Annotated in this window: 16 protein-coding genes; 5 read left to right on the top strand and 11 right to left on the bottom strand. The window is 62.9% G+C overall.

Annotated features, from left to right (window positions below; translation table 11 throughout):
* Window positions 1–287: 287 nt before the first annotated feature.
* A complete protein-coding gene (locus HMPREF3147_RS11670) occupies window positions 288–497 on the top strand; it encodes a hypothetical protein (RefSeq protein ID WP_070447897.1) in 210 nt (69 codons plus the stop codon).
* A gap of 246 nt (window positions 498–743) precedes the next feature.
* Here HMPREF3147_RS11670 and lepA read toward each other — a convergent pair whose 3' ends face one another.
* A complete protein-coding gene (lepA, locus tag HMPREF3147_RS11665) occupies window positions 744–2,591 on the bottom strand; it encodes a translation elongation factor 4 (protein WP_070447895.1) in 1,848 nt (615 codons plus the stop codon).
* An 18-nt stretch (window positions 2,592–2,609) separates the two neighbouring features.
* On the opposite strand from lepA, the gene HMPREF3147_RS11660 reads away from it, so the two are divergent.
* The 4 genes from HMPREF3147_RS11660 to HMPREF3147_RS11645 all read left to right on the top strand — a co-directional run bounded on the left by HMPREF3147_RS11660 (window position 2,610) and on the right by HMPREF3147_RS11645 (window position 5,494).
* Complete coding sequence (locus tag HMPREF3147_RS11660; RefSeq protein ID WP_070447893.1) at window positions 2,610–3,131, top strand: type II toxin-antitoxin system PemK/MazF family toxin; 522 nt, start codon at window positions 2,610–2,612, stop codon at window positions 3,129–3,131.
* A gap of 118 nt (window positions 3,132–3,249) precedes the next feature.
* Window positions 3,250–3,513: a 30S ribosomal protein S20 gene (rpsT, locus tag HMPREF3147_RS11655; RefSeq protein ID WP_070447890.1), complete on the top strand. Its 264-nt coding sequence runs from the start codon at window positions 3,250–3,252 to the stop codon at window positions 3,511–3,513.
* Window positions 3,514–4,323: a DNA adenine methylase gene (locus HMPREF3147_RS11650; protein WP_070447887.1), complete on the top strand. Its 810-nt coding sequence runs from the start codon at window positions 3,514–3,516 to the stop codon at window positions 4,321–4,323.
* A complete protein-coding gene (locus HMPREF3147_RS11645) occupies window positions 4,316–5,494 on the top strand; it encodes a type II restriction enzyme (RefSeq protein WP_246815781.1) in 1,179 nt (392 codons plus the stop codon). Before HMPREF3147_RS11650 ends, HMPREF3147_RS11645 begins: the two co-directional genes overlap by 8 nt.
* On the opposite strand, the gene HMPREF3147_RS11640 is transcribed toward HMPREF3147_RS11645, so the two are convergent.
* The 10 genes from HMPREF3147_RS11640 to HMPREF3147_RS11595 form a co-directional block, all read right to left on the bottom strand.
* Window positions 5,491–6,132 (bottom strand): LysE family translocator, encoded by a 642-nt coding sequence (locus HMPREF3147_RS11640; protein ID WP_070447882.1) that lies wholly within the window; start codon window positions 6,130–6,132, stop codon window positions 5,491–5,493. The genes HMPREF3147_RS11645 and HMPREF3147_RS11640 overlap by 4 nt on opposite strands.
* Window positions 6,129–6,497 carry an ankyrin repeat domain-containing protein gene (locus HMPREF3147_RS11635; protein WP_046648995.1) on the bottom strand — a complete coding sequence of 123 codons (369 nt, stop codon included), beginning with the start codon at window positions 6,495–6,497 and terminating at the stop codon, window positions 6,129–6,131. The genes HMPREF3147_RS11640 and HMPREF3147_RS11635 overlap by 4 nt, the downstream gene beginning before the upstream one ends.
* 11 nt (window positions 6,498–6,508) lie before the next feature.
* Complete coding sequence (gene holA / locus HMPREF3147_RS11630) at window positions 6,509–7,456, bottom strand: DNA polymerase III subunit delta (RefSeq protein ID WP_070447880.1); 948 nt, start codon at window positions 7,454–7,456, stop codon at window positions 6,509–6,511.
* Window positions 7,453–8,703, bottom strand: a complete 1,251-nt coding sequence (locus HMPREF3147_RS11625; RefSeq protein ID WP_070447877.1) for a ComEC/Rec2 family competence protein — start codon at window positions 8,701–8,703, stop codon at window positions 7,453–7,455. The genes holA and HMPREF3147_RS11625 overlap by 4 nt, the downstream gene beginning before the upstream one ends.
* Window positions 8,700–9,302 carry a ComEA family DNA-binding protein gene (locus HMPREF3147_RS11620; RefSeq protein WP_070447874.1) on the bottom strand — a complete coding sequence of 201 codons (603 nt, stop codon included), beginning with the start codon at window positions 9,300–9,302 and terminating at the stop codon, window positions 8,700–8,702. Before HMPREF3147_RS11620 ends, HMPREF3147_RS11625 begins: the two co-directional genes overlap by 4 nt.
* Window positions 9,303–9,406: 104 nt before the next feature.
* Window positions 9,407–10,195 carry a DegV family protein gene (locus HMPREF3147_RS11615; RefSeq protein ID WP_070447871.1) on the bottom strand — a complete coding sequence of 263 codons (789 nt, stop codon included), beginning with the start codon at window positions 10,193–10,195 and terminating at the stop codon, window positions 9,407–9,409.
* Window positions 10,195–10,893, bottom strand: coding sequence for a histidine phosphatase family protein (locus HMPREF3147_RS11610; RefSeq protein WP_070447867.1), 699 nt, complete (start codon window positions 10,891–10,893; stop codon window positions 10,195–10,197). Before HMPREF3147_RS11610 ends, HMPREF3147_RS11615 begins: the two co-directional genes overlap by 1 nt.
* On the bottom strand, window positions 10,890–11,357 hold the full coding sequence (rsfS, locus tag HMPREF3147_RS11605; RefSeq protein ID WP_070447864.1) for a ribosome silencing factor: 468 nt from the start codon (window positions 11,355–11,357) through the stop codon (window positions 10,890–10,892). The genes HMPREF3147_RS11610 and rsfS overlap by 4 nt, the downstream gene beginning before the upstream one ends.
* A gap of 96 nt (window positions 11,358–11,453) precedes the next feature.
* Entirely contained in the window at window positions 11,454–12,071 is a 618-nt protein-coding gene (nadD, locus tag HMPREF3147_RS11600) for a nicotinate-nucleotide adenylyltransferase (protein ID WP_029159020.1), read from the bottom strand.
* Window positions 12,064–12,921 carry a cutinase family protein gene (locus tag HMPREF3147_RS11595; RefSeq protein ID WP_070447862.1) on the bottom strand — a complete coding sequence of 286 codons (858 nt, stop codon included), beginning with the start codon at window positions 12,919–12,921 and terminating at the stop codon, window positions 12,064–12,066. The genes nadD and HMPREF3147_RS11595 overlap by 8 nt, the downstream gene beginning before the upstream one ends.
* Window positions 12,922–12,923 lie beyond the last annotated feature (2 nt).

Here is a 12,923-nt window from a genome sequence, read left to right as displayed (position 1 = left end):
CCCGCCACCCAGATGCAACGGCAGTGACAGTAAGACCGGGTTTAAGCCCTTAAAGGATGAGACGCGCCAACCAAAGCCAGACTGACGGGGCCTCGGCGATCCCAGGGACAGCGCACCCGAAGACTGGAAGATGGTTGACGGGGATCTCGATGAACACCAGTTGCCTCCCGCCCACTGGCCCCATGCTGTAGGTGCACCCACAGCCCGTTAAAGGACAAGACACACTGTCCCGCTTGTTATCGTGTTTGTACCTGCAGGAAAGACACTTACCCAGGAAAGGGCTATTCGTGACCAACCCAGTAAATTCGTGGAAGATTGTCACCGCTACTGCAGTCGTGGTCGGTTTCCTCCTGCTCATCCTGTACGTGGGTTTGAGCCGCTATTACAACGCCCAAGAGCTCGACATGCTTGTGGAAGGTGCCAACGCCAACGGCCAGAACTACTCGGTGACAATCCACAACCAGCTCACCGGCAGCTACTCATTCAACGCCGAGTAACCCAGCCGGAGCACCAAACTAGGCAATACGCAGAGCTGAGTGCCTGTTGGGCTCTGCCTTCCACAGAGCTAGATCATGCAAGCTCATGCGGACCAATCCCGCCCTCGACGTGGGTGAGCCGGAGCGGGGGGTGAACTTCCGCCAGCGCGTGGGCGTGGGGCCTGCGCCGTCAGTGCAACCAGTGCCGGCCGTGACCACGCTGATGGCTTTTGCAGGCCCGATGCCATGCTGCGGGCGACGGCTTCCTTATTCAGCGTCCGTGGACAGCGCCGCGACGAAGGCCTCCTGCGGCACGGACACGGAGCCGATGGACTTCATGCGCTTCTTACCGGCCTTCTGCTTCTCCAGAAGCTTCCGCTTACGCGAAATATCGCCGCCGTAGCACTTGGCCAACACGTCCTTGCGCATCGCTCGGATATTTTCACGCGCGATGATCTTCGAACCAATCGCCGCCTGGACGGGCACCTCGAATTGCTGGCGTGGGATGAGCTCCTTGAGCTTCTTCGTCATCTTATTGCCGTACCACTGCGCGGAATCGCGGTGCACAATCGCAGAGAAGGCATCCACCGGATCACCGTTAAGCAGGATATCCACCTTCACCAGGTCCGCCAGCTGCTCGCCAGCCTCCTCGTAGTTGAGGGAAGCGTAGCCCTTGGTACGGGACTTCAACATGTCGAAGAAGTCGAAGATGATTTCACCCAGCGGCATGGTGTAGCGCAGCTCCACGCGGTCCTCAGACAGGTAGTCCATGCCGCCCATCTGGCCGCGCTTGGACTGACACAGCTCCATCGTCGGGCCCACAAACTCCTCCGGCACGATGATGGTCATCTTCACAATCGGCTCGTAGACCTCACGCAGCTTGCCGCTGGGCCAGTCAGACGGGTTGTGCACCATAGATTCCTCGCCATCCTCCGCCACCACGCGGTAGGTCACCGACGGTGCCGTGGAAATCAAGTCCAAGCCAAACTCGCGCTCCAGACGGTCGCGCGTGATTTCCATGTGCAGCAGGCCCAAGAACCCGCAGCGGAAGCCGAAGCCTAGGGCGACGGAGGTCTCGGGCTCGAAGGTGAGGGAGGCGTCGTTAAGCTGCAGTTTCTCCAGCGCATCACGCAGGTCCGGGAAGTCTGCCTGGGAGATGGGGAACAGGCCGGAGTAGACCATAGGGTTCGGGTCGGCATAGCCCTTGAGCGGCTCGCTCGCGCCATTCGACGCCCACGTAATCGTGTCACCCACCTTGGTCTCACGCACGTTCTTCACGCCAGTAATCAGGTAGCCCACCTCACCCGGGCCCAGCCCCTTACACTTCTGCATGGTCGGGCTGACAATGCCCACCTCCAGCAGCTCATGGTTGGTACCCGTGGCCATCATGGTGACCTTCTGGCGCGGGGTCAGCTTGCCGTCCATCATGCGGATATAGGTCACCACGCCACGGTAGGTGTCGTAAACGGAGTCGAAGACCATCGCGCGGGCCGGGGCATCCTCGCCGAACTCGGACGTCGGTGCCGGGATAAGCTCCGCCACCTTATCCAGCAGCTCCGGCACGCCCTCGCCGGTCTTGCCGGAAACGCGCAACACCTCTTCCGGCTCACAGCCGATGATGTGGGCAATCTCCAGGGCGTACTTCTCCGGATCGGCTGCCGGCAGGTCAATCTTGTTGAGGACCGGGATGATCTCCAGGTCATTTTCCATGGCCAGGTAGAGGTTGGCCAGGGTTTGGGCTTCGATGCCTTGGGCGGCGTCGACAAGCAGGATGGCGCCCTCACAGGCTTCGAGCGCGCGCGAGACCTCGTAGGTAAAGTCCACGTGGCCGGGAGTGTCGATCATCTGCATGACGATCTCCTCCCCCTTCATGGCACCAGATTGAGGAATCCAGGGCAGGCGCACGTTCTGCGCCTTAATGGTGATGCCGCGCTCACGCTCGATATCCATGTTGTCGAGGTATTGGTCGCGCATGTCGCGCTCCTCCACCACCTGCGACAACTGCAGGATGCGATCAGCCAGCGTCGACTTGCCGTGGTCGATGTGGGCGATAATGCAAAAGTTTCGGATCTTGGACGGATCCGTAAACGTAGTGGCCGCGAAGTTTGTAGACATGTGTTTAGAATAGACGACATGTCTAGGTTGGCACGCATTCTCGGTATCGGAGGCCCTGAGCCTGTCGACGTCGGTCTCGAGCGCATCACCGAAGGCCTAGGGCTAAACCAGAATGATTCCGTGACGGAACCCCGCAAAGCCGCCGACATTCGCGTCGAGTGTGCCGACGCCCACCCGCGCAGCGTCTTCTTCACCCCCGACATGGACGGGCAGGCAGACTCCGGGGAAGTCGTGTGGGTATGGGCGCCCTCGGATGGCAAGCAATCCCCGCCGCGCGAGCGCGCCGTGCTGATTGTCTCGCGCACGCGCACCACCGTGCTGGGCCTGCTCATCTCCTCCAACCCGGGCCACGCCAACAAGGAGGAATGGCTCGATATCGGCACCGGCGAATGGGACGAATCCGGCCGGCAGTGCTGGGTGCGGATGGACCGCGTGCTGGAAATCTCCGAGGAACAATGCCGTCGGCAAGGCACACTCTTCCCAGAACGCCGCTTCGAACGCATTGCCAACCGGCTACGCTCGCGTTATCACTGGGCCTGATTTGGGGATTCGGCCCGCGCCCTGCTAAATTTTTTGGGATGCCGGGGCACGCTGGCGGTCAGGACCTTGGGTCCGCCTTCCTCGGTTGCACATTCCTACGACTCTAAGAGGTATAACGATGGCAAACATCAAGTCCAAGCAGAAGCGCATCCTAACCAACGAGAAGGCTCGTCAGCGCAACAAGTCCGTACGCTCCGCCGTGCGTACCGAGATCCGCAAGTTCCGTGAGGCCGTCGCCGCTGGCGACAAGGCTGCAGCCGAGAAGCAGCTGCGCGTTGCCTCCCGCGCACTGGACAAGTCCGTGTCTAAAGGCGTCTTCCACCGCAACACCGCGGCTAACAAGAAGTCCGGCATGGCCACCGCCTTCAACAAGATGGCCTAAATGAAACCGCTCCTGAAGTGGGTGGGGGGAAAGCGTCAACTGCTGCCCGTTATCCACTCCGTGCTGCCCGAGAGCTTCGACACTTATGTCGAACCTTTCTTGGGCGGTGGAGCGGTCCTTTTTTCTTTGGCGCCCGAGCGCGCCCGGGTTAATGACCTGAACACCGAGCTCATCACCGTCTACGAGGTGGTCCGCGATAACGTGGACGAGCTCATCGCCCTGTTAAAGGGCTATTCGAATGATTCGGATTTCTTCTACGAGATGCGCGCCCGCGACCGTGAGCCGGGTTTTGCGCACTTAAGCCCTGTCGAACGGGCTGCCCGCACGATTTATTTGAATAAGACCTGCTACAACGGGCTTTACCGGGTGAATAACGCCGGCCAGTTCAATGCCCCGTTTGGCCGCTATGCCAACCCGAAGATTTGCGATGAACCCAATCTGCGCGCAGTCTCGGAGTACTTGTCCACCCACGACGTGACGTTTTATAACGGCGACTACGCTGCGGTGGAGGCCAACGAGGGGGATTTCGTTTATTTCGATCCGCCCTATGATCCGGTCAACCCCACGAGCAATTTCACCGGCTACCAGTCGGGTGGTTTTGGCCGCGCGGACCAGATTCGGCTGAAGGAAACCTGCGACGACCTCAACGCCCGCGGGGTGAAGTTCCTGCTGTCGAATTCGGCGACGGACTTCATCAAGGAGTTGTACGCGGACTACCGCATCGACATTGTGGGTGCCACGCGCGCGGTCAATTCCGTGGCCTCGAAGCGCGGCAAGGTCGATGAGGTGCTCGTGCGCAATTATGCTTAACGACGCCGCTTGGGACCTCGTCTACCCTCACATCGCCGCCGACATCGCGGACCAGGGTTTCGCGATATTGCCCGCCGCGAAGATTAAGGAGCTATCGGGCCGCGAGCCACGGTTGATGGCCAAGCATGACTTTTCGGCAGCGCGCCCCGAGGTCTTTCGAGAGCACGGGTTATCCATGCTGCCAATTCGCCGCGATGCCTATCTCATTGGCCGCTTTGACCTGTACCAGCCTTTCCCGGAGCAAGCCGGGCCGCTGAAGTCAATGCCGGTTCCCCGCCACATTAAGTCCATTGACTTCGAGAACCTGACCTCGGAGGCCGCCGCACTCACCGCGGCGAGCTTAAGCGGCATGCTCGATGATTTCCTGGGCGGTGAGCTGGTGCCGACGGTCAGCGGGCGCATGTCGACGCTCACTCTGCCCATGCGTATCGGCGGGCGCGACGTGGTGGTGGACCGCGCCCAGATGGAGATTGATGCCGGCTTCGAGTCCGCCGAGCACCTCGTGCTCGTGGAGGCGAAGAACCACCTCTCCCCCGACTTCAACATCCGCCAGCTCTACTTCCCTTTCCGGCGCTTCTCGCTGGCCTTGGAGAAGGAAGTAGTGCCGGTCTACGTGGTCTATTCCAACGGTATCTTCCACTTCTACCGCTACGCGTTTAGGCAGCCGGAGGACTTCCGCAGCATCGAGCTGGTCAGCGCGGCGCGCTATGTTTTGGGCGAGTCTGGCGTAACTGAGGCGACGGTGCGCGCGGTGCTGGCGCGCACGCAGGTCGAGGGCACGCGCGTTCCTTTCCCGCAGGCGGACTCCTTTGCAAGGGTCATCAGCCTGCTGGAGAACCCAGTGGACAAAGCGGAGATGCCCGAGGAATTTGGTTTTACCCCGCGCCAGGCGGATTATTACACCAACGCCGCCCGCTACTTAGGCCTGAGCAAACTCAGCGGCACGCGCGATGAACGCAACCTCACCCTCATCGAGGCGCTGGCCTCCCGGCCGGTGCTCCGGGACATGGTGCAGCACGTCGTGACTACCCGCCGAGCGGTGAATAAAGAAGAGGCAATGGTCTTCATGCGCGCGGCCAATCTGGGACTCAACGATACGACCCTGCGCCGCCGCTCCGGTACGGTCGCGGCGTGGTCGCAGTGGCTGGCGGAGCTCCTCAACCAGGCCTAGACGGCCTGGATGCCGGCCCACACCAGGGCGCAGCCAGCCACCACGAAGAAAACGCCAGAGGCGATGTCGATCCACGGGCCTGCGACGAGGAGGCGGCGGCGAATCGCGCGGGTAGAAATGACCGTCGAGAGGAAGACGAAGAGCAGGTAGCTCGACAACGACAAACTCAGCACCAGCGCCACCGATACCCACACCGGCGGGTGCGGCGGCAACAACGGGGCGACCATAGCGGCGAGGAAGAGCACGATCTTCGGGTTGGACAGGTTGGTGGCCAAACCCGTGCGGAAGACCTTGCCCACCGAGCCCAAGCGAGCGGCCGCCTCCTCCTCATCGACGGGCGGCTGCTTGCGCAGCTCCAACCCAGAGCGAATGGAGAGCACGCCCATGAAGACCAGGAAACAGCCACCGATCACCTGAATCAGCGAGAGGACGCCGGGGAAGGCGGTGAGCAGGGCGGCCGCGCCGAACACGGTCAGCGTGCACCAGAACAACACGCCCACCTGGATGCCGGTTGCTGCCGCGATGGCGTGGCGGCGCGAGCGCGTAGCATAGCGCGTCACCAGGACGATGTCGGGGCCGGGTGCTGCCGCACCGACGAGGTTCATCAGGAGAATGGCCGCAAACGCGGACCAGCTCATGACAGGCGCTCGAGTAGGTCCTCACGGCCGAACATGCGGGCGGAGTCGAGGGCGTTGGGCTGGCCGGCGGAGGGGTCGGCGCCGGCGTCGAGAAGCGCGTCGATCACCGCGTCCTCCTTCTTAAAAATCGCCCCGGCCAGTGGCGACTGGCCGCGATCGTTGAGGAGGTTGACGTCGGCCCCCGCCGCAGCGAGCTGGCGTACCAGCTCCGCATGGCCATGATAGGCGGCAAGCATGATGAAGGACTGCCCATCCTGGTTCACCATGTCCACGTTGACGCCCTGCTTGATGTACTCGAGCAGCGTGGCATCGCCGTTACGGGCAAAGTCGAAAAGCTTGGTGGCAAAGTTCTGGATATCATCCATGGAGGGTTAGTCTAGCGCGCCAGCTCCGCCACCCGTTTAACGGCCGCCTCGATGGCGAAATCTTCATCACCGCCTTGTCCCTTGACCGCAGCATCCAGCTCCGCCATGAGGATGACGGCCTTGGTGATATTCTCCCCCGACCAGCGCCGCGCCACGGGCTGCGTGAGCTTCACCGCATAGGGCGCCATCCCGGTCTGGGAGGCCAGCGAGTACTGATCCCCGCGCGCGGAGTAGAGGCGTGCGATGTTGCCCACCTTGTTGGCCAGAGCAGAGGCGATGGCCACAGGGCTCGCCCCCAACTGCAGCGCCCGGCGGCACGTGGAGACCGCCGCCTCCACGCGGCCAGCCACAGCAGCATCCGCAATATCCCAGTTGGCTACCTCAGCCACGCCCACGTAATACGCGTGCACCGCCTCGCGGGTTACCTTGCCCCCCGTATCGAAGACCAACTGGGAGATGGCGGAGGCGAGTTCGCGTAGGTCGGAGCCGACGCCGTCGAGAAGCGCCTGCACCACATCCGGGGTGGGGCGCACCCCATGCGAGGCGAACTCCCGGGTAGCCCACTGTGCGAGCTCGTTCGGGTAGAGGGAGAAGACCTCATGCACCTCGGCCGTCTTGCGCAGCGCCGCGATGAGCTCCGGCGGCTTCTTCTTTTTCTTCAGCGTCTTCGCCGTCACCGAGTACATCAGGATGAGCGTGATACCAGGCATGGGGTTGGCGCAGGCATCGAGAAGGATCTTCGTGACCTCCTTGCCGGCCCTCTCCACGTCACTGATGACGATGACGCGGTCTTCCCCGAACAACGACGGACTGGTCGCTTCCAGGATTTCGCCTTCGCTCACCTCGGCGGCCTTGAGCTTGGTTACCTCGCCGTGTTGGATACTCAGGCGGGCGCGCTCGGCCAGGAATTCATCATCGCCGAGAATGAGGTGCACGGGGGCTGAAGACATGCCTGTCATCTTAGCAACGCCGCAATGACCCACCCACAGAGAAGGAGCATCGCAACGGGCCCCGCCGCCACGGTGGTCACCGGCATGGAGGAGGCGACGAGGTGGATCCAATCCGCCAGCGGTTCGATAAGGATAACAAGCGGCCTGCCCAGCCCCACCTGCGCGAGCGCGGCGGCGATGAGCCCCACGACGGTGATGACCGGCACGACAGGCGCCACCAGCACGTTAGCAATCACAGAAACCACCGAGACCCGCCCGGTCATCAACGCGATGAGCGGCATGGTCACGATATCCGCGGCAATGGCCACAGCGAAGGCTCGCGCAACGATGCCAGTCCCCAGCACCCGTAGCAACAGGGGGCTGAGCACCACGATGCCGGCGGTGGCCGCCACGGAAAGCGCGAAGCCGAAGCTGACGGCTAGGTCGCTATCCGCCGCCAGTAGGAAGAGCACCCCGAGGGACAGCGCGTGCAGCGGTTCCATCCTCGAAGAGTTCAGCACCGCTACTAGACCCGCCAGCCCGGCAACGGTGGCGCGTTGGACGGAGGGCTCCCACCCCACCAGCGCTACGAATAACGCCAACGCGCTTGCCGACGCCCCCACCCGCACCCGCTGCCCCGACACCACCAACGCGGCCGCGGTACACACGATGGCAACGTTGGATCCGGACACGGCGCTCAAATGCGATAGTCCGGTATCGATGTAGAGCTGCTTGTCCTCGGGGCTTTGCAGGCTGGTATCGCCCAGCACCATGCCGGGGATGAGGCCGTTATCGCACACGGCGCGGAAGTTTTCTGCCACCGCTGCCGTCCAGCTATGGGCGTGCGCGGTGAGCTCGCCGCTAAAGACGGTTGTACCCACGCCAACCTGATCCGAGGGGCCGGGGTGGCCGTGCACCGTCACCAGCGAGCCGCCGAAGGCCTCCGGTTTTTCTTTGAGGAAGACCGGCAGCTGCGCCGGGTAGCCCGGCACGCGCAGGCGCACCATCCACCCGGATGCCGTCTGAACCGGATCGGCGGCAAGCTTTCCCGTCACCTCCGAGCCGAAGTGAAAGCCCGCGGCGCGCACCGAGCGCACATAAGCCAGGGCGGCGAAGATGACTCCGCTCGCCGCACATAAAATGCCCTGCCCGCGCCACTGACCGCGCGCGAAAGCGAAAAGCACGAGCCCGGACAACAGCCACGGGTGGCCGAAAAGCACTGAGAGCGTGGCCAACCACGCCACCCCCGCGGCGGGCACGAGCCGCAGTTCCCTCACGGACGGACCTTATCCTTCAGCTGCGCAAACTTCGCCGGACCAATGCCGGAGACATCCATGAGCTGCTCCACGGTGGTGAAACTGCCGACCTCCTCGCGATGCGCGATGATCGCGGCGGCCGTGGCCGGCCCTATGCCGGGCAGCTCCGTCAGCTCCTCCTCGCTGGCGGAGTTAAGCGACACCAGGCCCTCCTCCGCGGTTTCTGGGGCGTTGGGTGGGCCACCGACGGTGATCTGTTCGCCGTCGTTAAGCTTCTGCGCCAGGTTGAGGTTATCGGTGGGCACGCGCGGGCGCGCCACCTCGAGGGCGTCGTTGATGCGCGCACCCGGCGCCAAGGTCACCAGGCCCGGCTGCTCTACCTCCCCCACGACAGAGACCACGATATCGGCCGCTACCTCGCTGCTCGGGGTGGCCACCTCATAGGGGTTTTCCGCACTACGGCTCATCCCCAGCCAGGCCAGGAGCGCAACGCCGGCCACGCCCGCCGCGACAAGCGCCAGCCAGGGTGGCACGCGCACGCGCGGGAAATCGACGTTGAGCAGTTCTTCTTCGCCGGTTGGGCGGGTGAGGTCACGGAGGCGATCAGCAATGGCATTCATGCCCGCGACGCTACGCAGCGCCCTCACCCCCGTCGAGGGCTTAAGCCGCAGCCTGTGGATAACTTGTTGAAGGCATCAACAACGTCTTTAGCTCGGCTCCGCCGTCAGCTAAAGACCGCGGAGACGCCGATGGCCCCGGGGCCGACGTGGACGGAGAGGACGTCGGTAAGCGGCACCAGCATGAAGGAAGAATCCGGCAGCGCCAAGCGCAGCAAGTCCTCCAGCCGGCGGGCCGAAACCTTATCCTCGTTGTACTGCACCGCGATGAACGCCGGATTGCCCTCCGCGCGGGAGGCCACCAGGTCCACGAGCTTGGTAAAGGCCTTAGTTTGGGTGCGGGTCTTGCCCACCATCTCCAGCTTGCCGCCTTGGATGGCCATGATGGGTTTGGTAGCGAGCAGCGCGGTGGACAGCATCGCCGTGGCCGCAGACATGCGCCCGGAACGGCGAAGCTCCTCCGTTGAGTTGAGATAGACCCAGGTGTGCCCGCGCTCAAGGGTATTGATGGCTGCGGCATAGCACTCGTCGAGTGAAGCGCCTTCCTGGGCAAGCTTGGCCGCCGCCATCGCAGCCGCGCCCATCGCCATGCCGGCGGTACCGGAATCGATAACACGCACGGTATCGGGGAAAACGCCGGAGGCAGTCACCGCCGCCGACCACGTCGAGGACAGCTCCTTCGAGAGGTGAATGGCCAGCACCCCGTCATCGCCGGAGCGCTCCATCTGACGGCCGTATAAAGCGGCCAATTCGAGGGCAGTCAGACCCGAGGTGGACAGCTCCGCGCCGTCCTTGCCGTGGCTTTCCATGACGTGCAAGTCGACGACGCAGATTCCAAGCTCCTCGACGATATCCGCCGGCAAGCCCGCAGCGGAATCGGTGACGACGCGAATCACTAGACGTCCGCCCCTGCACCACCAACGACAGCACCACCCATGTTCCAGCCGTCGAAGTACCACTGGGCGCGGGCGACGTTCTCCGGGGTGAATTGCAGCGGGGACAGCGGACGAGCGGCATCGAATTCGGGCCGCGCGGTCAGCTGCGACCAGTGGGTATTCTTCAACCCGGAGAGGATTCCATACTGGTGGTGCTCAAGGCCTAAAAGGTGGCAGGTCAGCGCGGAAATAGCACCGCCGTGCGCGACGACAAGCACCGCACCCTCATCCCACTGCGGATGTTTCTGCATGAGCTCATCAATAACGGGGCGCGCGCGGTTAGCCACGTCGACGCGGCTCTCACCCTGGGGCGGGGCCCAGGTGGGGTCGTGGCGCCACAGCGCACGTGCCCCGGGAAACTGCTCGTCCACTTCAGCCGATGTCATCCCCTGCCACTCACCCAGGTGGGTTTCGCGCAGGCGCTTATCGACGGACACCTCAAGCCCCAACTGACGAGCGATGATCTCCGCGGTGTCGCGGGCACGGATGAGATCCGAGGAGAGGATCGCGGTGATGTCTTTGCCCTCGAGCAGGTCAGCAGCCGCGCGCGCCTGCGAGTAGCCTACCTCTGATAGCTCGGTGTCCAAGTGCCCCTGCATCCGGCCGGTGGCGTTGTAGGTGGTCTGGCCGTGGCGGATGAGGAGGAGGCGGCGGGTCATAATTCGTCGTCTTCCGGCTCTGGCTGGGCCAGGGGAATCTCATCGATCGATTCAACATCGCGCGGGTTGACTTCATCAGACCACTCGCCGGGGCGTTCCGGGGTGTCCAGACCGGGGATGTCGAGAAGCGGGCAGTCGTGGTACAGGCGGTCTAGGCCGTAGAACTCGCGCTGATCGTTGCGCTGGACGTGGACCACGATGGGGCCGTAATCGAGCAGGACCCAACGGTTCTCACGATTGCCTTCGCGGCGCTTGGGTTCAAAGCCCTTCTTGGTCAGCTCGTCTTCAACTTCCTCCACGATGGACCCCACCTGGCGCTCGGTATCGGCGGAGGCCAAGACGAAGACCTCGGTAATCGCCAGCACGTCGGAAACGTCAATAGCGGCGATGTTGGTGGCCAGCTTTTCATCCGCAGCCAAGGCGGCGGTTTCCGCCATCTGGCGTGCTTCATCAGTAATCGACATGACAATCCCTACACAGTTACGTTTTCTTAAGAACTCTAGTCTTACACGACAAGGCTCATTTTCCTAGTCGAATTCCCCCTCAAGGACGCGCGGAGGCTACAGGGGCTTTTCCGGGTGTGGGCTATAAAGGTGGTTCTTGGCAATGTATTGCACTACCCCATCGGGTACGAGGTACCACACCGGCTGGCCCTGCTGGGCGCGGGCGCGGCAATCGGTGGAGGAAATGGCCATGGCGGGGATCTCAATCAGCTCGATGTCATCCTGCGAATCCTCCGGCAGCATGTCTTTGCGCAGCTCATAGCCGGGACGAGTAACGCCAACGAAATGGGCCATCTCCAGCATCTCTTCCCAGTTGCGCCAACTCATGATGGACGCCACCGAGTCGGCACCAGTAATGAAGAAGAGTTCGGCATCTGGGAAAATTCCGCGCAAATCACGCAACGTATCGATGGTGTACGTGGGCCCCTCGCGGTCAATGTCCACACGCGAGACGGTAAAACGCGGGTTCGACGCCGTGGCCACCATGGTCATCAGGTACCGGTGCTCGGCGGCGGTGACCTGCTTATCGGCCTTTTGCCAGGGCTGGCCGGTGGGCACGAAGACCACCGTGTCGAGGCGGAAGCGGTGGGCTACCTCGCTGGCGGCGACGAGGTGACCATTATGGATGGGGTCGAAGGTGCCACCCATGATGCCGATGCGTTGTGGACTAGTCATGGCTGGTGAGTATACCGGCCACCGCATCAATGACCTGCACGTCCTGCCCGGAAGGCTCCCCCAAGAAATAGGAGGCGTGACGCTCCGCTTTGGTGGCTAAAGCGCGGTTGGCGGCGTCGAGGGAAAAGTCGCACACGAAATCACCGTCTAGGCAGTAATCGACAAAGCGATTCCCTGGGAGCCCGGCGCGGTTTTTAGCCCACGGGACCTGGTGAAGCGGGTTGCCGAAGGTGAGCATGGCGTGCAGGCGCCCGGTTTCGGCCAAATAGCCCTCCACGCTCGTTGCAACAAGCGCTCCTTGCGAGTAGCCGGCAGCTACCCACTGTGGGCGGCAACCGGTGGTCGCCTCATAGTTGTCTACCACCTTCGGGGCATTGCGGGCACCAGTACGCAGACTATCGATGGCCCCCAGCGTCACCGAATACGCCATCTCCCCAAGAGAGTGCTGCTGAAGGATCCCGAGCGCCCGCTGCACCAGCTGAAGTGGGCTTAAATCCTCGCCCTCCTGTGCCAATGGCGGCAGGTTCATGGCCGCAGGGTATGCCTCCGGATCCAGCGCCAGCACGTACACGCCATCCATAGCGCCTGGATGACGCTGCTCGACCTGGTGAAACAGCGCAGCAAAGTTGCGCCCCTCAAAACCCGTGGATTCTGGCGCCTGCTCTGAGTAGCGCTGCGGGCCCACGTATTCGCCTTGTTCCTCGTTCTGGTCCGAACCGCGCGCGACGAGCACCACGGTCTCAGGGCAGGTTTCAACGCCACCCGCCGAGGCCGCGGGCGCACTCATCACCGAGGCTGCCGCGCCGAGCACGGTGGTGGCAATGGCAAGAGATAAGGAAAGAGACTTCACCC

The sequence above is a fragment of the Corynebacterium sp. HMSC05D03 genome (assembly GCF_001807205.1).
Taxonomy (GTDB): Bacteria; Actinomycetota; Actinomycetes; order Mycobacteriales; family Mycobacteriaceae; genus Corynebacterium; species Corynebacterium aurimucosum.
This window is presented reverse-complemented; position numbering and strand designations above follow the sequence as displayed.